Genomic DNA, 20,501 nt, shown 5'->3' with positions numbered 1-20,501 from the left:
CCTGCGCATAAACTAAAAAGCCCCGCAGCCTCATGGAAGCTATGCGGGGCTCCAGGTGGCTCTGATATCAAATCATATCAGGGCCACCGAAGGTTCGACAGAACCCGAGATCGCCGCTGCTTACGCAGCCGGAACGATACTCACGAACTTGCGGTTCTCCGGACCCTTTACCTCAAACACGACCTGTCCGTTTGCGGTTGCAAACAGAGTGTGGTCCTTGCCGAGGCCAACGTTGTGACCCGGGTGGAAACGAGTGCCACGCTGACGAACAATGATGCTACCTGCAGATACAGTCTCGCCGCCGAAGCGCTTCACACCAAGTCGTTTCGACTCGGAATCGCGACCGTTACGGGTACTACCTGCTGCCTTTTTATGAGCCATTACAAGCCTCCTTATCTAAGGGGTTACTCGAGGGTCTTAGCCCTTGATACCCGTGATCTTGACTTCAGTAAACCACTGACGGTGGCCCTGACGCTTCATGGAATGCTTCCGACGACGGAACTTGATGATCTGGATCTTGTCGTGACGGCCGTGGCTAACCACTTCCGCAGTCACTTTGGCACCATCAACAACCGGCGCACCTACCTGAACCTTGTCACCATCGGCGATCAGCAGAACGCGGTCAAACTCGACGTTGCCGCCAGTTTCCACTTCCAGCTTTTCCAGCTTCAGAGTTTCGCCTTCTTTTACACGGTGCTGCTTACCACCGCTAACAATAACTGCGTACATTAACGTTCTCCGCGATTGACCCATCCCTGCTCTTATCCACCTGGTTCTAAGGGAAGCGCTTCGGCAACCCTATAGCAGGGAGCGCAGGTTGGGATGAGTTGGGCGCGTGATTGTACGAAAACCTCCGCCGCTTTACAAGCCAAGTTGACACCGATCACCGCAATACCTAGCATTGCGGCACCCGCCTATTTTTCCAACGAAAACACCAGACAAGGGATCGGACCAGCCGCATGACAGCCCAGCGTATTTACGACACCGTCGCGGACGACTTCAGCCGCGTCAACGACCTGATCATCAAGCGGCTGTCATCCGACGTTCCCCTGGTCGAGAAAATCGCCCAATACATAATTGAAAGTGGTGGTAAGCGCCTGAGGCCACTACTGGTTTTACTCTCAAGCCGAGCCCTGGCCTATGAACGGGACGATCACCTGAAGCTCGCTGCGGTCATCGAATTCCTGCACACGGCGACGCTCCTGCACGATGATGTGGTGGACACCTCAAACATGCGCCGCGGCCGCAGTACCGCCAATGCACGCTGGGGCAACGCACCCAGCGTGCTGGTAGGTGATTTCCTCTACGCCCGAGCCTTCGAGATGATGGTGGAACTCCAGAATCTGAAAATCATGGATGTGCTGTCCCATGCCACAGCCGTGATTGCCGAAGGGGAAGTCCTTCAGCTGATGAATGTAAAAAATCCGGACGTCAGCGAAGACAAGTACATGGAGGTTATTCACAACAAAACCGCCATGCTGTTCGAAGCAGCCTCCCACACCGGCGCGCTGCTCGCTGGTGCGAGTGACGACCAGGAGCGGGCGCTGAGCGCTTACGGCAAGCACCTGGGCCTGGCTTTCCAATTGGTGGATGACGTGCTGGACTATCGAGGCGAGGCAGAAGCCATGGGCAAGAATGTGGGCGACGATCTGGCCGAAGGCAAACCCACTCTGCCGCTGATCTACGCCATGGCTAACGGCAGCGATGAGGAAAAACACCTGATACGTCAGGCCGTCCGCAAGGGTGGACTGGATGACCTACCCAGGATCCTCGACATCGTGAACCGCTCGGGCGCGCTGGAATACACCATGGAACGCGCTAAAGCAGAAGCCCAGGCAGCCCAGGACTGCCTGAAAGACATTCCGGAATCTGACCACCGGAATGCGCTTACGCTGCTGACCGAAGTTGCGGTCGCTCGGGTCAGCTAGTCACCCCGGAACAACCTTAGCCTTCGAAATCAGGCCCCAACGCTTCGCGGTTGTGGGCCGATGTGAAATCCAGCCTTGGCCCCACCGGCACAATCTGCGTCGGATTGACCGTGCGCTGACTGACGTAGTAATGCCGCTTGATCTGCCGAATATCCACTGTATCCGCCACGCCGGGCACTTGATACAGATCCCGCAGGTACCTGGAGAGCGCCGGAAAGTCCGCAATTCTCTGGCGATTGCACTTGAAGTGACTGAAGTACACAGCATCGAATCGAATCAACGTGGTAAACAATCGCCAATCCGCCTCAGTCAACCGATTGCCAGCCAGATAACGCTGCCCTGAAAGGCGATCCTCCAACCAATCAAGAGACTCAAACAACGCCCCATACGCCTCTTCGTATTTATCCTGGGCAGTCGCAAATCCGGCCTTATAAACGCCGTTGTTCACGGTGTGATAAACCCGCTCGTTCACCTCATCGATCTCACCGTGAAGTTCTTCAGGGTGAAAATCCAGATCACTTCGAACGCCATCCAGCCCATCGAATGCCGAGTTAAACATGCGAATAATATCCGCCGATTCATTACTGACAATCGTTTGCCTTTGCTTGTCCCACAGCGTCGGTACCGTCACCCGCCCGGAATAGTCGGGCGCCGCCTTCAGATAAACTTCGTACATGAAGCGCTTTCCATTGGCCGTGTCCTGATGCGACTCGTCATTCGGCCGGAACTCCCAGCCATTCTCAAGCATATCCGGATGCACAACCGACACCGAGATATGTTTCCCCAGCCCCTTGAGCGCCCGAAAAATCAACGTCCGATGGGCCCAGGGACACGCCATGGACACGTACAGGTGATACCGGCCCGATTCCGCTGGAAAGCCCCCTTCTCCGGCGGGCCCCGGCGAGCCATCCGCCGTAACCCAGTTGCGGAACCGGGCGGCCTCACGCTCGAACTTGCCGCCGGTTTTCGAGGTGTCGTACCACTGATCTTGCCATTTTCCGTCGACGAGAAGTCCCATAACCCTTTACTCCTGAACCTGATGTTTTGAGAAGGCGACTGCGATATCTGGTGATTGCGGCAGGGATGGGTCGTAAAAACCGTGCATTGCCATGGATGGCAATGCCGAGCCCCCAGGGATGGGTTTACGGCGTGTTTTTACGACCCATCCCTGGCGCGATCCAACTCCGAGCCTTCAAATATCTGAATAAGCCTTAAATCTTTAACGGGAAGAATACCGGCCACCCTGCTACGCTCTCAAACAATCAATTCTGGCCAACACCATCAGATAATTCGAACATGCACACAGCCATCACCATAGATGCCCTCAAAGTTCTCGATGCCATCGACCGCAAAGGCAGCTTCGCCGGCGCCGCCAACGAACTCTTCCGCGTTCCCTCCGCGATCAGCTACACCGTCCAGAAACTCGAAGAAGACCTCAACGTCGCCATCTTCGACCGCACCGGCCACCGAGCGGCCCTCACCCCAGCCGGTCGCTATCTGTTGGAAGAGGGCCGCACCCTGCTGGAAGCTGCTGAAAACCTGGCCCACACCACCCGCCAGGTAGCACAAGGCTGGGAAACCCGACTGCGGATCGGATTCAACTCCCTGTTACCGGCTGAGTGCCTGTTTCCCGCTGTAAAAGAGTTTTACGAACTCGGCGTACCGGTGGAGGTACAGCTGGTGGAAGAAGTTTTCGCGGGCTCCTGGGATGCGCTGCAAAGCCGACGAATTGATCTGGTTGTTGGCGCCGATCAGGTGAGCAAACCTGCAGGCTCTTTCACCACAAAACCGCTGGGAAACATGACGTTCGTCTACGCAGTAGCACCGGACCACCCTCTGACAAAGGCCTCTCAGCCTCTGAGGGAGGAGGATATTGTTCGCTTCCCCGCGGCAGTAGCCGCAGACACTTCCCGCTCCTTGCCCCCCGGCCACGCCGGCATATTCCGCCGTCAGCGAACTGTGACCGTCGCCAATATCGACCAGAAGATCGCCGTGCAAACAGCCGGCCTTGCGGTCGGATGGCTTCCAGAAGCACGCGTACGCGACCAGCTAGCGGATGGCAGCCTGAAAGCGCTCAGGGTCCATGAGCCCAGACAGGCCATCCAGCTTCACCTGGCCCGCCACGCCGAAGATCAGGGAAAAGCGTTGATGTGGTTCTGGGATAAGCTGGGAGATTCACCCGATATTGCTGACTGGCTGGCCCCCTGAATAGCCGTCAAAACAGGTCTGACTCCACCACATAAGTCTCCCGGGCAAAACAGCCAACAGAATAGCGGCACAGTCGTTTATACTGCCCCCACACAAGAACCTGTGAACGGAGCTCAAACCATGCGGCAGCTGTCGGAGCTGGACGCCTCATTCCTGTACCTGGAGTCCGAAACCGCCCCCATGCACATTGGCGGCATCTATCTTTTTGATGCCCGGGAGCGCGACAAACCGCTGGCCTTCAGCACCTTTGTCGCCTATCTGCGAAGCCGGCTCCATGTGGTCCCTCTCTTTCGCCAGCGCCTGAAAGAAATACCCCTGCGGCTAGGACGTCCCTACTGGATTGACGATCCAGATTTCAGTATCGAGAGGCACCTGGCTTATGTGAACCTCGGCAACCACGGAAAAGTCGATAGCCTGATGGGACTGGCCTCGCGAATTCTGGAAGAACCACTCAAACGGGATCGCCCACTGTGGCATATCACTTTTGTGGACGGGTTCCAACTCGACGACGATGCGGACAGCAAAAGTTTCGCCCTCATCGTGAAACTGCATCATGCCGCCATTGATGCGTTCAGTGGCGAGGAAATCATTGGCAAACTTCTGGAATACTCACCAAAAGCGAGAACGATAGAAACACCGCGCCCCTGGTACCCGCAGCCGGAACCGTCGGAAGAAAGGGTTATTCTCCAGGCCGGTGCAAACCTGCTGCGCAAACCCTTGCAAATGACGTCCCTCGCCATAAGTGCCGCCGAAGCCACTGCTCGTGAGCTCATACAAAAGCAGATGCGAAAGCTGCCGTTGCCGTTCCCCCTGTTTTCCGCGCCTCACAGTCCGTTTAACCGCCAGATTACCGCCAACCGCAAGATCGTTTCGGCCAGCCTGGATCTATCCCGGCTAAAGGCCATCAAAGCAGCACTCGGTGATGTAACCCTGAACGACGTCGTCCTCGGTCTGTGCGCTGAAACATTAAGCCGCTACCTGGCCATGAGTGACGCCACAACGGAACGATCGCTGGTAGCGATGACACCGATTTCCGTGCGCTCAAGCAGCCTTCGCAAGGCCACCGGCAACCAGATGTCCGCCATGTTACTGGACCTGGCCACCACTGAGCCCAATCCCGCCGAACGAATTCGTCGCATACACTGGAATGCGGTGGAATCCGAGCCCTACCGTGAAGCCATTGCAGCAGACAGGCTGACAGAACTCCTGCCCTCCACCATGCTGGCACTCTCTGCAAGACTGTATTCTGAACTGCAGATTGCGCAACGGTACCAGCCGGTATTCAACCTTCCGATCACCAACGTACCCGGGCCGCAAGTGCCGCTGTACTTACAAGGCTCACGTCTGGTGAGGCAATTTAACTCCGCCCCCCTGTTCGACAGCATGGGATTGGTGATTGTCGCGGTGAGCTATCAGGGCAATCTGACGATCAATTTCACCTTGTGCCCCGACGTAGTGGCTGACGGCGACTCACTGCCGGAACTGCTCGAAAACAGCCTGAAATCGATCGAATCGGCGGCCGAGACTCTGCCACCGCATGAAGAAGACACGTGCGAGCACCCCGACAGCCACCCTACTCTGACCGACGAGGCACTGAACCTCATGGAAGGTGCTCTACGGAGAACGTTCAGGCGATTTCGCAACTGAACGACAGTGGCGAGCGGCAGAAACGCCGCCCGTCCGGATTGCGCATTACTCGAAGGCCCAGCGCAGGAACGCCCGCCTCTCTTCCTCATTTGCCTGCCCCCAAAGTGACTTGAGCTCACCCAGAGTACTCATGGAGTCGGTGCTCGCGCCTCCAACACTTTCTCCTTCGCCACCAGAGCCGACCGGTGCCCTTGCAGCAGTTCGGGTGCCGGCGGGCTGACCATTCCAGGCGCTGGCGGTGGCTACAACGTTACCGGACTCATCAACGACATCCGCCGTGAAATTGTTAGCGAAAGCCTCCGCATCGCTCTTGTTGGCGGGAGGCTCAAAACTGAAACGGTAGGTATCACCCGGTTGCACATTGATCATCACTGCCTGGGGCGCTGTTTCAACGACGTGCACTTTGGATTCGCCATTACGGACCACGCCACTCTTGGCCCAGATCGTCTTATAGGTAAACACAACCTGATTTTCGCCCGGTAAGAGCTCGTAATTCAGGGCCAGGTCATCCATTAGAAAGTTACCGAGATTGCGACCATTCACCTGCTGCACCCGAATTTCGCCCGGGGATTCAAGGACGGCGGCCTGTGAGGAGTCCACGGCGTCACCCTCCCAGGTTTGGACGTTGCTCATGGTAGAGCTACAGCCCGCGAGCAAAACCATGGCAACAAGGGCCACTGCACTGAATCGTACTTTTTTGAAAAAGACTAAAACGTGATAGATACTTATGCTATATCCTTGTGCTGGTCGCCAGTTTCTACCGGCGGATAATCACTTGTGGTTGAAAGGCATTTTGAAGAGTGGCCGAGCCAAGGGCAAGACATGCAGCCTGTTTACAGTAACCCGATGACACTCCGGTTACGGGGAAGGCATCAAGTCTACCCAAAAATTGTAAAAAAATGTTGAATTCGGCGGGAATTGATTTAATTTTAAACAGTCAGGAAATCGAAATAGCGCCCACCCGGTGTAAAAGTGCACCGAAGGGCTCAGGAGACAACATGGATACCCAACGTCGGTCCGGAGAAAACGGTCCCGCACCGTTCCGAAGCAGTCGGTTCTTCTGCGTCGGGAGCAAGTGGTATTTCACCACGCGGGAGGGCTTCGACAGCGGTCCCTTTGCCTCCCGGCAACGCGCAGAAACCGGCCTCAGGCGCTTCCTGCATGTTGTGCGACTTCTTCCGGAAGAGCAACAAGTCCACTGATCTGGACTGCCCTCCAGTCTCAGAACGATGTTCAGACAATGACCGCCATCAACCACCGGTCGATGGCGAGCAGGCACAGTAACGCCATGAAACCCGCCACGACATCATCCACCATAATGCCCAGCCCGCCCGGCAAATACTCATCCAACCAACTAATAGGCCAGGGCTTGAGCACATCGAAAAGCCGAAACAACGTGAAGGCCATCAGAATGCCGTAAACGTTGTCCGGAAAAAGTCCCAGCGCGATCCACATGCCCACAAACTCGTCCCAGACGATACCCCCATGATCGTGGACCTTTAGATCTGCGGCTGTCTTGCCACACAACCAGATCCCAACCACGAAGGCCAGCAAGACAATCACCCAGTAAGCGACGGGCGGCAACCAGGCAAAGCAGAACCAGACGGGAATCGCCGCAAGACTGCCCCAGGTGCCAGGCGCCCTGGCAGCAGTACCACTACCAAACCCAAACGCCAACAGATGGACGGGATTACGAAGAAACCCTGGCGGCAGCAGTGCTTCAGTGAACTCCGGTTCCTGGAGGTTATTGTCGCTGCTCATGAATCAGTTCCTGAAATGGTCGTATCCTCCCGCTGACAGGTTCTCAGTATGGTCTCCCCAGTCAATGGTTACACCCTTCCCGGCAACGACCTCGCCAATAACGGTCAACTCACGCCGGATATCTTCGGGGAGATTAGCCCAAACCCGTGGAGGCACTGTAACGCATAACTCATAATCGTCCCCGGCGTTCAATGCCAGGCCGGCAGCAGACTGGCCCACAAGGCGTTTCAGATGTTGCGACACCGGCACACGGCTCGCATCGATACTGGCCGCAACCTCAGAGGCCTCAAGAATATGCCCCAGGTCTGCCACCAGGCCGTCAGATACATCCACCGCTGCTGTTGCGAATCCGCGCAGAGCCGTGCCAAGCGCAAGCCTGGGCTCCGGAAAATGATACCTTCGCAGGACTGCCTGCACTTCCGGCCCGGGGCTATCATTTTCAAGGTGGTCCAATGCCGCTCCGGCCTCTCCCAGCATTCCGGAAACACAGATGTAGTCCCCCACCTGGGCTCCAGACCTCAGGATGGCCTCACCTTTCGGTACCGTACCATGAACCTGCATGCTCAGGGTCAGTGGGCCTCTCGTGGTGTCGCCTCCAGCGAGCGACAGGCCAAAATGTCTGGCAGCGTTTGCCAGTCCGCACGCATAGGCGCTCAGCCAGTCCGGGTCGGCATCGGGAAGCGTTAACGCGAGGGTAAAACAAACAGGATCGGCCCCCATGGCAGCAAGATCACTCGCGGCCACAGCAAGGCTTCGCCAACCCAGCTTTTCGGGGTCATAGTGATAGGGGAAATGCACGCCCTCAACCAGGGCGTCCACGGAAAAAACCAGGTCCAGGCCTGACCCAACACGCTGAATGGCGCAGTCATCACCGGGCCCCAGCATAACCGCGGATGCGTTTCCAACCTCGGCGATGGGAAAGAAATAGCGGCGGATCAGCTCGAATTCACCCATCACTCAGCGGGGACGGGTCTCGGCCAGTCGCAGTCGATGACTGAGCTTGTCCAGAAGGCTGTTGACGAACTTATGACCTTCGGTGCCACCAAACCTCTTGGCCATCTCGATGCCTTCGTTGATCACCACTTTGTAAGGAACATCCAGTCGATGCTTGAGCTCGTACGCGCCCAGGCGCACGATCGCCAATTCAATGGCATCCACCTCTTGGATCGGGCGATCAAGGAATGGCTCCAGCAGGCGGTCTAACTCAGCCTGCTCCCGGTGGACGCCCCGGAGGAGATCGCGAAAATAGGCCGCATCCACTTTCGACATGTCGTTGTCGACGATGAATTCGGATTCGATATCGGTGATCGAGCTTTTGCTGAAGTGGCGCTGGTAAAGGCCTTGCATCGCCAGAGCCCGGGCTCTGCGTCTGTCGCCCGCCTTAGGTTGGCCCGCCGGGGCCGGTTGCGCGGCACTGTCTTCCGATGCGCTCATTATTCACCCAGCTTTTTGAAGAGGCTGACCATTTCCAGGGCCGTGATCGCCGCTTCGGCGCCTTTGTTACCGGCCTTGGTACCGGCCCGCTCTATTGCCTGCTCGATGGAATCGACCGTCAGCACGCCGAACGTCACCGGCACGTCGGTTTCGAGGCTAACCGCGCCCAAACCACTGGAGGCTTCGCCTGCCACATAGTCGAAATGTGGTGTACCACCACGAATAACCGCACCCAGTGCAATAATCGCATCGTGGTTGCCAGTTTCCGCCACACGTTTAACCGCCAGCGGCATCTCATAGGCACCGGGAACCCGCACAATCGTGATATCGGAATCGGCGATACCGTGACGACGCAGGGTATCAACCGCACCTTCCACCAGGCTCTCAACCACAAAACCGTTGAAACGACCGACAACCAATGCATATTTACCGCTGCAGTGAGTGAAATCGCCTTCTATTACTTTAATATCTGCCATGCATGGCTCCTTCATTGGCAGCCCCGCCGTTACGATGCGAGGCTGCCGGGGTTCATTATTCGGGTGTGTAGGGCACGTATTCCACAACTTCCAGCTCGAATCCGGAAATGGCAGAAAACTTGATGGGCGGGCTCAGCAGGCGCATTTTGCCAACACCGAGATCCCTCAGAATCTGTGAGCCGGTACCAACGGTAAAATAAACACCGGAGCTGCCCTTACCCGCGGACTTCTTATCCTGTTCGAAAAATTCGTGGATACGATCTTCAAGATTGTAGCTGTCTTCGGCGCTGTTGAGCAGGACAACGACGCCACGACCCTCACTCGCCACCTTTTCCAGAGCATGATGCAATGGCCAGCTACGGGAATCGGCGCGGCGGGCGCCGAGCAGGTCACGCAGAGTATCCGTGATGTGCACACGCACCAATACCGGATCCTCGGCCGCAATATCGCCCATCACCATGGCCAGATGGGTGGAACCCTGGATTTTGTCGCGATAGGTTCGCAAGTTGAATACACCGTACTCGGTGTCCAGGTCATACTGCTCAACGCACTCGATGGTGCGCTCGTTCAATGTCCGGTAGTGAATCAGATCCGCGATCGTGCCAATCTTGAGGTCGTGAGTTTCGGCAAATTTTTCCAGATCTTCACGGCGGGCCATGGACCCATCGTCGTTCATGATTTCACAGATCACGCCGGCAGGCTCACAACCAGCGAGGGCTGCAAGATCACAGGATGCCTCGGTATGGCCGGCTCGGCTGAGCACCCCGCCGGGGTCTGACATCAGTGGAAAAATGTGTCCCGGCTGAACCAGGTCAGACGCTTTTGCATCGCGGGCAACCGCGGCCTGGACCGTTCGCGCACGGTCGGCGGCAGAGATACCCGTCGTTACACCTTCCGTCGCTTCAATGGACAGAGTGAACTTGGTGCCAAAACCCGATGCATTCTGCTGCACCATCAACGGTAGCCCAAGCTGTTCGCAACGATGGCGCGTCATCGGCATACAAATCAGTCCACGACCGAAACGGGCCATGAAGTTGATGGCCTCTGGCGTACAATGCTCTGCGGCCATCACCAGGTCACCTTCGTTTTCCCGGTCCTCATCATCCATCAGGATAACCATCTTGCCCTGACGGATATCGTCGATAATGTCTTTAATGCTGTTCAGTGCCATACCGTATTTGCATCCTGTTGGTCTGTCCGCCCGAGTATCGGTGCCGGCAGCCATGAATTTAGTAACCGTTACCCCGGCGCGAGGATCAATCGTTGGTCCTCGCCCAGTTGACGGCGATCCAGCACTTTCCATTGCACCTTGTCCGCCATGGATTCCAGCGGCAGATTGGCCGTGGGGCGGCCGGTACTGCCCAGGAACACCGGCGCCTGGTAGAGCCACAACTCGTCGACCAGGCGCTCACTTATAAAGGTGCCGGCCAGCGTTGGACCAGCTTCCACCAACAATTCGTTGATGCCTAACTCCCCCAGTGAGTCGAGCAACTCGCGCACATCAATTCCATTGTCCTTCCAGGCCACACCCGTCAGGCCCACGCCCAACGCGGCAAGGTCCTGTGCCGGCGCCGTTGCCAGTGCTGGGGAGGCACAATACACCTGGACATTGCCACCCTGAAGGATCGTAGCGCCAGGAGGTGTGCGCGCGTCCCGGTCCGCGATCACGCGCAGGGGTTGGCGGGACGGTTCCGTAGCATCGCCAATGTCACCCAACTCAGTTCGACGAACTGTCAGTGAAGGGTTGTCAGCCAGCACCGTGCCCACCCCTGTCAGGACGGCATCGCTGATGGCCCTGAGCCGCTGGACATCGCGGCGGGACTCCGAGCCGGTAATCCACTGACTTTCACCAGAGGCCATGGCCGTCCTGCCGTCAAGGCTCGCAGCCATTTTAAGCCGGACATAGGGTCTGCCGACGTTCATTCGCTTCATGAAGCCGGGATTCAATCGCACGGCCTCTTCCGCCAGCAGGCCTTCCGTTACACGAATGCCCGCCTCTCGGAGCATATCCAGGCCGCGACCGGATACCGAGGGGTTGGGGTCCTTGGTCGCCGCAAACACGTGGGCGATGCCCGCTTCTATCAGGGCTTTGGCACAAGGCGGAGTACGGCCAAAATGACTGCAGGGTTCCAGCGTGACATAGGCCGTTGCGCCACGGGCATCAGGCCCAGCCTGGCTGAGTGCGCGCGTTTCTGCATGGGCCTCGCCTGCTCGCTCATGCCAGCCTTCGCCCAGAACCTTGCTGCCTCGGGCGATGACGCAACCCACCCGCGGGTTGGGATGCGTCGAATAACGACCACGCCAGGCAAGCTGAACCGCCCGAGCCATAAACGCCGTGTCCTGAGCGTCGATCATGCCTGTCCTTCGGAAGAATGGTTATCCGCCAGGGCCTTGGCCACATCCACCGGGTCTTCGCCCGAAGTCGCTGAAAGGCGCTCGATCTCTTCCTTAAACTCGTTGACGTCCTGAAAGCTGCGATACACCGACGCGAATCGCACATAGGCCACTTTGTCCAACTGACGCAATTCGGTCATCACTTCTTCACCGAGTTGCATGGACTTGACTTCCCGCTCGCCGGTAGCCCGTAACCGGAATCGGATGCGATTCAGCGCCGCCTCAATTTCTTCGATGCTCACCGGACGTTTCTCCAGGGCTTTCATCAGGCCGGCCCGGAGTTTTTCCTCATCGAAAGGCTGACGGGTGCCGTCCTGCTTGACCACCCGAGGCATCACAAGCTCAGCCGACTCGAACGTTGTAAAACGCTCACGGCAGGATAGACACTCCCTGCGGCGACGAACCTGATCACCCTCGGCCACAAGCCGGGAGTCGATTACCTTGGTATCCGCTTCACCACAGAAAGGACAATGCATACTCAGGAACTCCTGCAAACCATCGGGCCGGGCAACAAGGCCTGCCCGAGGGCGCAATCAGGCTATTTAGCCGGCGTAAACCGGGAACCGCGAACACAGGCCTTCTACCTGCTCACGAACCCGGTCATTGACGGATTCATCTTCCAGGTTATCCAGGATATCGCACATCCAGCCAGCAAGATCGCGACACTCGGATTCTCCGAAACCGCGTGTGGTGACCGCAGGCGTACCGATCCGCAGTCCGGATGTTACGAACGGCGAACGCGGGTCGTTAGGTACTGCGTTTTTATTCACGGTGATGTGCGCTCGGCCCAGGGCTGCGTCTGCGTCCTTACCGGTGATGTCCTGTTTGATCAGGCTGACCAGGAACAGGTGATTCTCTGTACCACCGGAAATCACATCAAACCCACGCGACACAAACACCTCGGCCATGGCCTTGGCATTCCTGATCACCTGTTTCTGATACACCTTGAACTCGTCGCTCATGGCTTCCTTGAAGCAAACCGCCTTGGCAGCAATAACATGCATCAAGGGGCCGCCCTGACCTCCGGGGAATACGGCAGAATTCAGTTTTTTCTGCAGATCGGCGTCATCGCAGGCCAGAATCAGGCCGCCACGGGGGCCACGCAACGTCTTGTGGGTAGTCGTTGCAACCACGTGTGCATGAGGTACCGGATCCGGGTATACGCCAGCTGCCACCAAACCTGCCACGTGGGCCATATCGACGAAGAGGTAGGCACCGACTTTATCCGCAATCTCACGGAAACGGGCGAAGTCCAGCTCCTGGGAGTAGGCAGAGAAACCGGCGATGATCATCTTGGGTTTGTGCTCTACGGCAAGGCTTTCCACTTCATCGTAATCGATCAGGCCCGTGTCCGGGTTCAGGCCATACTGGACGGCATTGTAAATCTTGCCGGAGAAGTTGACGCTGGCACCGTGGGTCAAGTGACCGCCATGAGCCAGACTCATGCCAAGAACCGTCTCGCCCGGCTTGAGCAGTGCCATGAACACAGCGGAGTTTGCCTGGGAGCCGGAATGCGGCTGCACGTTGGCGTAGGCAGCGCCGAACAATTCTTTGGCGCGGCTGATGGCCAGGTCCTCGGCGATGTCGACAAACTCACAGCCGCCGTAATAACGCTTGCCGGGGTAGCCTTCCGCGTACTTATTGGTCAGCGCGCTACCCTGGGCTTCCATCACCCTGGGGCTGGTATAGTTCTCAGACGCGATCAGCTCGATATGAGCCTCCTGGCGTTTCTCTTCCGCCTGCATGGCGTTCCAGAGCTCGTCGTCAAAGCCGGCGATTTTCATATCACGATTAAACATGGATGCGCTGCCCCTATGTGCTTAGCTGCCCGAAAAATGGGCCGCTATTCTATCTTACAAATGGGTAAAAAATCACCCTTTATGCCGTCCGCAGATACCGACACGCCGCCACCTGCGCTTTTTGCTCAATTGCTATCCCCGGTTGGTTTCGATACCTTACTCGGTCAATATTCATCGGTTGCGGCTACCGGCTGGTGGAGTTTCGGCCGTCGGGCAGGGCGATCCGGGATACGCTGTAAATACGTCCCTGTACGCTCGACAAAATCATCCCTGATTTTGACGATCCCGGATCGCCCTACCCGATGGCCTTAGCCCGACACCTTCGGTAGTTCCGAAACACACTTCGCAAGAAGGATTCTGACAACATGGCCCAGTACGTATATACCATGAACCGCGTGGGTAAAGTGGTTCCGCCCAAGCGCGAAATTCTCAAGGACATCTCCCTGAGCTTCTTCCCGGGCGCCAAGATCGGCGTACTGGGTTTGAACGGTGCCGGTAAGTCTACGTTGCTACGTATTATGGCCGGTATCGATCAGGATTACATTGGCGAGGCCCGCCCCCAGCCCGGTATCAACGTCGGCTACCTGCCTCAGGAGCCGGAGCTGGACGACGCCAAGACCGTCAAGGAAATCGTCGATGAGGCGGTCTCGGGCGTCCATGACGCGCTGGCGGAGCTGGACCAGGTCTATGCCGCCTATGCCGAGCCGGATGCCGACTTTGACGCCCTCGCCAAGAAACAGGGCGAGCTGGAAGCCTTCATACAGGCGTCTGACGGCCACGATATTGAGCGCAAGATGGAAGTGGCGGCTGATGCCCTTCGTCTGCCGGCCTGGGACGCCATGGTTAAGAATCTCTCCGGCGGTGAGCGTCGCCGCGTGGCACTGTGCCGCCTGTTGCTGTCCAGCCCCGACATGCTGTTGCTGGACGAGCCCACCAACCATCTGGACGCGGAATCCGTTGCCTGGCTCGAACGCTTCCTTCACGACTATACCGGCACCGTGGTCGCCATCACCCACGACCGCTACTTCCTCGACAACGTCGCCGGCTGGATACTGGAGCTGGATCGTGGTCAGGGCATTCCGTTTGAGGGCAACTACAGTCAGTGGCTGGAGAACAAGGAAAAACGCCTGGAAGTTGAAGCCAAACAGGAAGCGTCGCGCCAGAAGACCATCAAACACGAGCTGGAGTGGGTACGTAGTAACGCCAAGGGCCGCCAGTCCAAGAGCAAGGCCCGCCTGGCCCGCTTTGAGGAAATGAGTTCCCAGGAATTCCAGAAGCGCAACGAGACCAATGAGCTGTATATTCCACCTGGCCCTCGCCTGGGCGACAAGGTGATTGAGATTGATGGTATCAGCAAGTCCTTCGATGACCGTCTGCTTTACGAAGACGTGTCGCTAAGCGTTCCCCCGGGTGCGATTGTCGGCATCATCGGCGGCAACGGTGCAGGCAAGTCCACGCTGTTCCGGATGATTGGCGACTACGACAAACCGAACTCCGGCACCATCACCGTGGGTGAAACCGTCAAGCTGGCCTATGTGGACCAGATGCGGGATCTGAACGGGGACAATACTGTCTGGGAAGAGCTCAGTGACGGCAACGACATCATCAAGATCGGTAATTACGAGACGCCGTCACGGGCCTACGTGGGCCGCTTCAACTTCAAGGGTTCGGATCAGCAGAAACGGGTCGCCGATCTGTCCGGCGGTGAGCGCAACCGACTGCACCTGGCGAAATTGCTGAAGGAAGGCGGCAACGTCTTGCTGCTGGACGAACCCACCAACGATCTGGACGTTGAAACTTTGCGCGCCCTGGAAGAAGCCCTGCTCAACTTCCCCGGCTCCGCTTTGGTGATCTCGCACGACCGCTGGTTCCTCGACCGTGTGGCCACTCATATTCTGGCGTTTGAGGACGATGGCGAGGTGGTCTATTTCGAGGGCAACTTCAGTGATTACGATGAAGATCATAAGAAGCGCAAAGGGGATTCCGCCATGGTGCCCCAGCGCATGAAGTACAAGAAGCTGGCCTGATGGCAAAAGCGAAAACCGCCTACGTCTGCACCGAGTGCGGTGCAGACTATTCCAAGTGGCAGGGACAATGCACCGCCTGCCAGGCCTGGAACACGATCAGCGAAGTTCGCGGGATCAGTGGGGGTAACGCCAGAGGTGCCCGCGGGAGCCGCTTCGAGGGCTTCGCAGGCAGTCTGTCGGAAGTGAAAAGCCTGGACGACGTCAGTCTTGCAGAGCAGCCCCGCATCAGCTCCGGCATGCAGGAGTTCGATCGCGTGCTCGGAGGAGGCTTGGTGGAGGGTTCCGCCATCCTGATGGGCGGCCATCCTGGCGCCGGCAAGAGCACGCTGTTGCTTCAGGCGGTCTGCCACCTGGCGTCGAGCGTTCCGGCCCTGTACGTCACTGGCGAGGAATCGCTGCAGCAGGTCGCCATGCGCGCCAAGCGCCTGGGGCTGCCCACCAAAGACCTGAAGATGCTCTCGGAAACGAGCGTTGAACGGGTCATGCAGGTTGCAGAGGCGGAAAAACCCCGCATCCTGGTGGTGGACAGTATCCAGGTGATGCATGTCGCCGAGTCGGAATCCGCGCCGGGCAGTGTTTCCCAGGTCCGCGAAAGTGCAGCCTATCTGACCCGTTTTGCCAAGCAGACTGGCACCATTCTGTTTCTGGTAGGCCACGTTACCAAAGACGGCAGCCTTGCGGGGCCGAAGGTGCTGGAGCATATGATCGATTGCTCCATCCTGCTGGAAGGTTCCAGCGACAGTCGCTATCGCACGCTACGAGGTATTAAGAACCGCTTTGGCGCGGTTAACGAACTGGGCGTGTTTGCGATGCTGGAACAGGGCCTGAAGGAGGTGAAGAATCCCAGTGCAATCTTCCTGAACCGCGGCGAGGAAGCGGCTCCCGGTAGCGTAGTGATGGTGGTTTGGGAAGGCACTCGTCCTATGCTGGTGGAGATTCAGGCGCTGGTGGATGTGGCTCAGGGGGGATACCCGAGACGCGTTGCCGTGGGGCTTGATCAGAACCGGCTGGCGATGCTGTTAGCGGTGCTGCATCGCCATGGTGGTATGCATGTATCGGATCAGGATGTGTTTGTGAATGTGGTGGGCGGCGTGAAGGTCAACGAGACCAGTGCGGATCTGGCGTTACTGGCGGCGATTGTGTCGTCTTTCCGCGACCGTGCCCTGCCCCAGGATCTGGTGATTTTCGGCGAGGTCGGCCTTTCCGGCGAGATTCGGCCGGTGCCCAGTGGTCAGGAACGCATTTACGAGGCTGCCAAGCATGGGTTTACCCGCGCTTTGGTGCCCAAGTCCAATGCGCCTCGTAAGGCTATTGAGGGGATGAAGGTGATTCCCGTTACCAAACTCAGCGATGCACTCTCGGCTTTGGAGGAGCTTTGAGGCTCAGTTCGTAGTCTGCTTGTTTGGTGCTTGGCGGGATTGGAAGGGCCTTTCCAAAAAACGCTTCTAGCACATCCATGTGCGCTTGGGCTCCGCCATCCATGGCTCCGCACATTTTTGGAAAGGCCCTTCCAATCCCGCCTGCAAACCTGGCAGTTTTCTCCGGAATTAATCAATCAAATGCGCAAACTCTCTCTCCAGCAACGCCTGATCGCCAAGATTCAACTCTACCAGTCGTTTTAAATGGGTAGCGCTCTCAAGATCAATGTACTGGCACTTGAACCCCAGCCGCTCTTTCTCAATATGCCGTAACTCCACTGCCATCACGATTCCAGTCTCATGATCGTCAAGATGGATTATTACTTCACAGGGCTGTTTCAGCGGCACATTCCACCCCTCTGGCCGTTTTACCAGTACACCCTTCAGTGAAATATCCAGCACTTCACTGACCCACACTTCATCCTGCCAATGCAGCTCGCATTCGGCATCGAAGGAGATTCTGTGGAAACGGCGTTTTTCGGGAGCTTTTGCGGCCAACGGGTGCCTCCTGTTGAGCGGTCATGTTTGATATGACTATAGACCGCACAGGAGGTTCTATCTAGCGCTATTACTAAACAACGAAGATCTTCGGAGCGTTAACGCGAATGTGCGAAAAAGGGTGGTTGCCGGGCCGTTCCAAAACCGTGGAGCGCCAAGGATGGCGCGACCGAGCCCTACATGGACGTATTTACGGGCGTGTTTTGGAAAGCCCCAACAACCGCCCGCCACTCCCAACCATCAGTCTTGCAGGTGATACTCCGGACTCAGCTCAGTCACCGCACGGATAAACGCCCCGGCATGCTCCGGGTCAACGTCCGGGGTGATGCCATGCCCGAGGTTGAAGATGTGGCCGGGGCCGGTGCCGTAGCGGGACAGGATATCCGCTACTTCCTGGCGAATACGCTCGGGCGGCGCGTACAGCATGGCCGGATCCATATTGCCCTGCAGGGCAACCTGATCGCCAATGCGAGCACGGGCGCTGCCAATATCCGTGGTCCAGTCCAGACCGACCGCGTCAGCACCGGATTCCGCAATCGACTCCAACCATTGGCCGCCGTTTTTGGTGAACAGGATCACCGGCACACGGCGACCGTCATTTTCACGAATCAGGCCGGCGACGATTTTCTTCATGTAATTCAGGGAAAACTCCTGGTACGCCCAACTGCTCAGCACACCGCCCCAAGTATCAAAAATCTGGACCGCCTGAGCACCGGCGCGAATCTGGCCATTGAGATAATCAATCACCGAGTCCGCCAGGTGATCCAGCAACTGATGCATCACCTCCGGCTGGCCGTACATCAGCTTCTTGGCCTCGCGGAAATCCTTGGAGGAGCCACCTTCAATCATGTAAGTGGCAAGCGTCCAGGGGCTGCCAGAGAAGCCGATCAGCGGAACGCTGCCATTGAGCGCGCCACGGATGGTGGACACTGCATTCATCACATAATCCAGGTCTACTTCCGCATTGATCTTGGGCAACGCGGCTACATCTGCAGCAGAGCGGACAGTGTTGCGGAATTTCGGGCCCTCGCCGGTTTCAAAGTACAGGCCCAGCCCCAGTGCATCAGGAATAGTAAGGATGTCTGAAAACAGGATGGCAGCGTCCAGAGGGAAACGCTCCAGTGGCTGCAACGTCACCTCACAGGCCAATGGTGTGTTCTTGCACAGACTGAGAAAATCGCCGGCTTTCGCCCGGGTCGCGCGGTATTCTGGCAGGTATCGGCCTGCCTGACGCATCATCCATACCGGTGTGCGATCAACGGGCTGACGCATCAGCGCACGCAGGAAACGGTCGTTTTTCAGCTCGGTCATAGCATTCCCAGTCTGCTGTCTGTCAAAAGTTAGGAGGGCAATGATACCCGGTTTGTGGCAATAAAAAAGGGCGGCCCGCCATCCGCAAGCCGCCCTTCTCGTCCAGATAAAACCGGAGGCTATCAGATATCCAGGTAATCCATGATACCTTCCGCCGCCTGGCGGCCCTCCCAGATAGCCGTTACGACCAGATCCGAACCACGGACCATATCGCCACCGGCGAATATCTTGGGGTTGCTGGTCTGGAAGCCGAACTCCACTTCCTCCGGGGCGCTGACACGGCCAGAGTCGTCGGTGTTTACCTTCAGCTCGTCAAACCAGTCGGCCGGGCTTGGGCGGAATCCGAAAGCTACCAGAACCGCATCGGCCGGAATCACTTCTTCACTGCCAGCGACCACTTCCGGACGACGACGCCCGTTTTCGTCAGGCTCGCCGAGGCGAGTCTGAACCACCTTGACCCCCTCAACCCGGTCTTCGCCAATAATAGCGATCGGTTGACGGTTGAACATGAACTTAACGCCTTCTTCCTTGGCGTTGGACACTTCCCGGCGCGAACCCGGCATGTTCTGCTCGTCACGACGGTAGGCACAGGTAACACTCGCTGCCTGTTGACGAATCGAGGTGCGGTTGCAGTCCATGGCGGTATCGCCGCCACCGAGCACAACCACTCGCTTGCCTTTCATGTCGATGAAATCGTCGGCGTCTTTCTCAAACCCAAGACGACGATTCACGTTCGAGACCAGGAACGGCAGTGCATCGTGAACGCCAGGCAGATCTTCGCCCGGGAAACCGCCTTTCATGTATGTGTACGTTCCCATGCCCATAAAGACAGCGTCGTACTCTTCGAGGATATCCGCCATCATTACGTCTTTGCCTACCTCAGTGGAAAGGCGGAACTCCACGCCCATTTCCTCAAAGACTTTGCGGCGGCGAGTCATCACAGACTTTTCAAGCTTGAATTCAGGGATACCGAAAGTCAGCAGGCCGCCGATTTCCGGATAGATATCGAAAACCACCGGTTTTACACCATTGCGCACCAGAACGTCGGCACAGCCAAGGCCAGCAGGACCGGCACCAATCACCGCCACTTTTTTGTCTGTCCATTTGACGGCAGACACATCCGGCTTCCAGCCCAGAGCAAAGGCTGTGTCGGTAATGTATTTTTCCACTGACCCGATGGTTACTGCGCCGTAGCCGTCGTTCAGGGTACAGGCCCCTTCACACAGCCGATCCTGCGGACAGACGCGGCCGCAGACTTCAGGCAGGGAATTGGTCTGGTGACAGAGCTCCACAGCCCTCATGATGTTGCCTTCGGACACCAGTTTCAGCCAGTTCGGGATGTAGTTGTGTACCGGGCACTTCCACTCACAATACGGATTGCCGCACTCCAGGCAGCGATGCGACTGTGACGCAGCATGATCCTGGGTGTATGGGTGATAGATTTCACCAAACTCTTTTTTGCGCTTCTTTGCCGGTACTTTTTTCGGGTCGACACGCCCTACTTCGACAAACTGGAAGTCGTTACTCAGTCGTTCTTTCATTGTGACGCTCTCATCAGACTCAATTTCGACGCGGGCGCTGCCTCACCGGCAACGCCCTC

At 57.3% G+C, this 20,501-nt stretch carries 21 protein-coding genes; 6 read left to right on the top strand and 15 right to left on the bottom strand.

The features are described 5' to 3' along the window. Positions 1 to 120: 120 nt before the first annotated feature. Positions 121 to 381: a 50S ribosomal protein L27 gene (gene rpmA, locus AC13D2_RS06710; protein WP_007155544.1), complete on the bottom strand. Its 261-nt coding sequence runs from the start codon at positions 379 to 381 to the stop codon at positions 121 to 123. Positions 382 to 417: 36 nt separating this feature from the next. Next, positions 418 to 729, bottom strand: a complete 312-nt coding sequence (rplU, locus tag AC13D2_RS06705) for a 50S ribosomal protein L21 (protein ID WP_007155545.1) — start codon at positions 727 to 729, stop codon at positions 418 to 420. A 230-nt stretch (positions 730 to 959) separates the two neighbouring features. Here rplU and ispB point away from each other — a divergent pair, with 230 nt between their 5' ends. Further along, on the top strand, positions 960 to 1,928 hold the full coding sequence (gene ispB, locus AC13D2_RS06700; protein WP_286811264.1) for an octaprenyl diphosphate synthase: 969 nt from the start codon (positions 960 to 962) through the stop codon (positions 1,926 to 1,928). 16 nt (positions 1,929 to 1,944) lie between these two features. On the opposite strand, the gene AC13D2_RS06695 is transcribed toward ispB, so the two are convergent. Continuing rightward, the gene (locus AC13D2_RS06695) at positions 1,945 to 2,946 is read right to left on the bottom strand and encodes a glutathione S-transferase family protein (protein ID WP_286811263.1); all 1,002 of its coding nucleotides are present in this window, start codon (positions 2,944 to 2,946) and stop codon (positions 1,945 to 1,947) included. Positions 2,947 to 3,224: 278 nt separating this feature from the next. Here AC13D2_RS06695 and AC13D2_RS06690 point away from each other — a divergent pair, with 278 nt between their 5' ends. Beyond that, positions 3,225 to 4,136: a LysR substrate-binding domain-containing protein gene (locus AC13D2_RS06690; RefSeq protein WP_286811262.1), complete on the top strand. Its 912-nt coding sequence runs from the start codon at positions 3,225 to 3,227 to the stop codon at positions 4,134 to 4,136. A 120-nt stretch (positions 4,137 to 4,256) separates the two neighbouring features. Then, a complete protein-coding gene (locus tag AC13D2_RS06685) occupies positions 4,257 to 5,783 on the top strand; it encodes a WS/DGAT/MGAT family O-acyltransferase (protein ID WP_482938367.1) in 1,527 nt (508 codons plus the stop codon). Between the two features lie 45 nt (positions 5,784 to 5,828). Here AC13D2_RS06685 and AC13D2_RS06680 read toward each other — a convergent pair whose 3' ends face one another. Continuing rightward, positions 5,829 to 6,416 carry a DUF2057 family protein gene (locus AC13D2_RS06680; RefSeq protein WP_286811260.1) on the bottom strand — a complete coding sequence of 196 codons (588 nt, stop codon included), beginning with the start codon at positions 6,414 to 6,416 and terminating at the stop codon, positions 5,829 to 5,831. Between the two features lie 365 nt (positions 6,417 to 6,781). Here AC13D2_RS06680 and AC13D2_RS06675 point away from each other — a divergent pair, with 365 nt between their 5' ends. Further along, on the top strand, positions 6,782 to 6,985 hold the full coding sequence (locus AC13D2_RS06675; protein ID WP_027830997.1) for a DUF6316 family protein: 204 nt from the start codon (positions 6,782 to 6,784) through the stop codon (positions 6,983 to 6,985). 31 nt (positions 6,986 to 7,016) lie between these two features. Here the strand turns inward: AC13D2_RS06675 and AC13D2_RS06670 are convergent, their stop codons facing one another. The 8 genes from AC13D2_RS06670 to glyA all read right to left on the bottom strand — a co-directional run bounded on the left by AC13D2_RS06670 (position 7,017) and on the right by glyA (position 13,647). Beyond that, on the bottom strand, positions 7,017 to 7,544 hold the full coding sequence (locus tag AC13D2_RS06670) for a phosphatidylglycerophosphatase A family protein (protein ID WP_286811258.1): 528 nt from the start codon (positions 7,542 to 7,544) through the stop codon (positions 7,017 to 7,019). A gap of 3 nt (positions 7,545 to 7,547) precedes the next feature. Continuing rightward, positions 7,548 to 8,498, bottom strand: coding sequence for a thiamine-phosphate kinase (gene thiL, locus AC13D2_RS06665; RefSeq protein WP_286811257.1), 951 nt, complete (start codon positions 8,496 to 8,498; stop codon positions 7,548 to 7,550). Positions 8,499 to 8,501: 3 nt separating this feature from the next. After that, on the bottom strand, positions 8,502 to 8,978 hold the full coding sequence (gene nusB / locus AC13D2_RS06660) for a transcription antitermination factor NusB (RefSeq protein ID WP_286811256.1): 477 nt from the start codon (positions 8,976 to 8,978) through the stop codon (positions 8,502 to 8,504). Further along, entirely contained in the window at positions 8,978 to 9,454 is a 477-nt protein-coding gene (ribH, locus tag AC13D2_RS06655; protein WP_286750035.1) for a 6,7-dimethyl-8-ribityllumazine synthase, read from the bottom strand. Before ribH ends, nusB begins: the two co-directional genes overlap by 1 nt. 55 nt (positions 9,455 to 9,509) lie before the next feature. Then, a complete protein-coding gene (gene ribBA, locus AC13D2_RS06650) occupies positions 9,510 to 10,625 on the bottom strand; it encodes a bifunctional 3,4-dihydroxy-2-butanone-4-phosphate synthase/GTP cyclohydrolase II (RefSeq protein WP_286811255.1) in 1,116 nt (371 codons plus the stop codon). A 68-nt stretch (positions 10,626 to 10,693) separates the two neighbouring features. Continuing rightward, on the bottom strand, positions 10,694 to 11,809 hold the full coding sequence (ribD, locus tag AC13D2_RS06645) for a bifunctional diaminohydroxyphosphoribosylaminopyrimidine deaminase/5-amino-6-(5-phosphoribosylamino)uracil reductase RibD (RefSeq protein WP_286811253.1): 1,116 nt from the start codon (positions 11,807 to 11,809) through the stop codon (positions 10,694 to 10,696). After that, on the bottom strand, positions 11,806 to 12,324 hold the full coding sequence (gene nrdR / locus AC13D2_RS06640) for a transcriptional regulator NrdR (protein WP_007155557.1): 519 nt from the start codon (positions 12,322 to 12,324) through the stop codon (positions 11,806 to 11,808). Before nrdR ends, ribD begins: the two co-directional genes overlap by 4 nt. A 66-nt stretch (positions 12,325 to 12,390) precedes the next feature. Next, on the bottom strand, positions 12,391 to 13,647 hold the full coding sequence (glyA, locus tag AC13D2_RS06635) for a serine hydroxymethyltransferase (RefSeq protein ID WP_300496981.1): 1,257 nt from the start codon (positions 13,645 to 13,647) through the stop codon (positions 12,391 to 12,393). 365 nt (positions 13,648 to 14,012) lie between these two features. Between glyA and ettA the strand changes: the two genes are divergently transcribed. Together ettA and radA are read left to right on the top strand one after the other, a co-directional pair. Then, entirely contained in the window at positions 14,013 to 15,674 is a 1,662-nt protein-coding gene (gene ettA / locus AC13D2_RS06630; RefSeq protein WP_300496979.1) for an energy-dependent translational throttle protein EttA, read from the top strand. Next, on the top strand, positions 15,674 to 17,053 hold the full coding sequence (radA, locus tag AC13D2_RS06625) for a DNA repair protein RadA (protein ID WP_482938366.1): 1,380 nt from the start codon (positions 15,674 to 15,676) through the stop codon (positions 17,051 to 17,053). The genes ettA and radA overlap by 1 nt, the downstream gene beginning before the upstream one ends. A 168-nt stretch (positions 17,054 to 17,221) precedes the next feature. On the opposite strand, the gene AC13D2_RS06620 is transcribed toward radA, so the two are convergent. From AC13D2_RS06620 to AC13D2_RS06610, 3 genes are all read right to left on the bottom strand, one after another. After that, positions 17,222 to 17,590, bottom strand: a complete 369-nt coding sequence (locus AC13D2_RS06620; protein ID WP_286811250.1) for a PilZ domain-containing protein — start codon at positions 17,588 to 17,590, stop codon at positions 17,222 to 17,224. A gap of 240 nt (positions 17,591 to 17,830) precedes the next feature. After that, positions 17,831 to 18,901, bottom strand: a complete 1,071-nt coding sequence (gene hemE, locus AC13D2_RS06615) for a uroporphyrinogen decarboxylase (protein ID WP_286811249.1) — start codon at positions 18,899 to 18,901, stop codon at positions 17,831 to 17,833. Positions 18,902 to 19,023: 122 nt separating this feature from the next. Further along, positions 19,024 to 20,442 carry a glutamate synthase subunit beta gene (locus AC13D2_RS06610; protein WP_286811248.1) on the bottom strand — a complete coding sequence of 473 codons (1,419 nt, stop codon included), beginning with the start codon at positions 20,440 to 20,442 and terminating at the stop codon, positions 19,024 to 19,026. Between the last annotated feature and the right edge of the window lie 59 nt (positions 20,443 to 20,501).

It is taken from the genome of Marinobacter sp. B-12 (assembly GCF_056857915.1).
Note: the sequence above shows the minus strand (reverse complement) of the source record. Positions and strands in the feature narration are given on the sequence as shown.

Excerpts from the sequence above, each read along its gene's own strand:
- rpmA (WP_007155544.1), bottom strand. The coding sequence starts at position 381 with ATGGCTCATAAAAAGGCAGCAGGTAGTACCCGTAACGGTCGCGATTCC.
- rplU (WP_007155545.1), bottom strand. The coding sequence starts at position 729 with ATGTACGCAGTTATTGTTAGCGGTGGTAAGCAGCACCGTGTAAAAGAA.
- ispB (WP_286811264.1), top strand. The coding sequence starts at position 960 with ATGACAGCCCAGCGTATTTACGACACCGTCGCGGACGACTTCAGCCGC.
- AC13D2_RS06695 (WP_286811263.1), bottom strand. The coding sequence starts at position 2,946 with ATGGGACTTCTCGTCGACGGAAAATGGCAAGATCAGTGGTACGACACC.
- AC13D2_RS06690 (WP_286811262.1), top strand. The coding sequence starts at position 3,225 with ATGCACACAGCCATCACCATAGATGCCCTCAAAGTTCTCGATGCCATC.
- AC13D2_RS06685 (WP_482938367.1), top strand. The coding sequence starts at position 4,257 with ATGCGGCAGCTGTCGGAGCTGGACGCCTCATTCCTGTACCTGGAGTCC.
- AC13D2_RS06680 (WP_286811260.1), bottom strand. The coding sequence starts at position 6,416 with ATGAGCAACGTCCAAACCTGGGAGGGTGACGCCGTGGACTCCTCACAG.
- AC13D2_RS06675 (WP_027830997.1), top strand. The coding sequence starts at position 6,782 with ATGGATACCCAACGTCGGTCCGGAGAAAACGGTCCCGCACCGTTCCGA.
- AC13D2_RS06670 (WP_286811258.1), bottom strand. The coding sequence starts at position 7,544 with ATGAGCAGCGACAATAACCTCCAGGAACCGGAGTTCACTGAAGCACTG.
- thiL (WP_286811257.1), bottom strand. The coding sequence starts at position 8,498 with ATGGGTGAATTCGAGCTGATCCGCCGCTATTTCTTTCCCATCGCCGAG.
- nusB (WP_286811256.1), bottom strand. The coding sequence starts at position 8,978 with ATGAGCGCATCGGAAGACAGTGCCGCGCAACCGGCCCCGGCGGGCCAA.
- ribH (WP_286750035.1), bottom strand. The coding sequence starts at position 9,454 with ATGGCAGATATTAAAGTAATAGAAGGCGATTTCACTCACTGCAGCGGT.
- ribBA (WP_286811255.1), bottom strand. The coding sequence starts at position 10,625 with ATGGCACTGAACAGCATTAAAGACATTATCGACGATATCCGTCAGGGC.
- ribD (WP_286811253.1), bottom strand. The coding sequence starts at position 11,809 with ATGATCGACGCTCAGGACACGGCGTTTATGGCTCGGGCGGTTCAGCTT.
- nrdR (WP_007155557.1), bottom strand. The coding sequence starts at position 12,324 with ATGCATTGTCCTTTCTGTGGTGAAGCGGATACCAAGGTAATCGACTCC.
- glyA (WP_300496981.1), bottom strand. The coding sequence starts at position 13,647 with ATGTTTAATCGTGATATGAAAATCGCCGGCTTTGACGACGAGCTCTGG.
- ettA (WP_300496979.1), top strand. The coding sequence starts at position 14,013 with ATGGCCCAGTACGTATATACCATGAACCGCGTGGGTAAAGTGGTTCCG.
- radA (WP_482938366.1), top strand. The coding sequence starts at position 15,674 with ATGGCAAAAGCGAAAACCGCCTACGTCTGCACCGAGTGCGGTGCAGAC.
- hemE (WP_286811249.1), bottom strand. The coding sequence starts at position 18,901 with ATGACCGAGCTGAAAAACGACCGTTTCCTGCGTGCGCTGATGCGTCAG.
- AC13D2_RS06610 (WP_286811248.1), bottom strand. The coding sequence starts at position 20,442 with ATGAAAGAACGACTGAGTAACGACTTCCAGTTTGTCGAAGTAGGGCGT.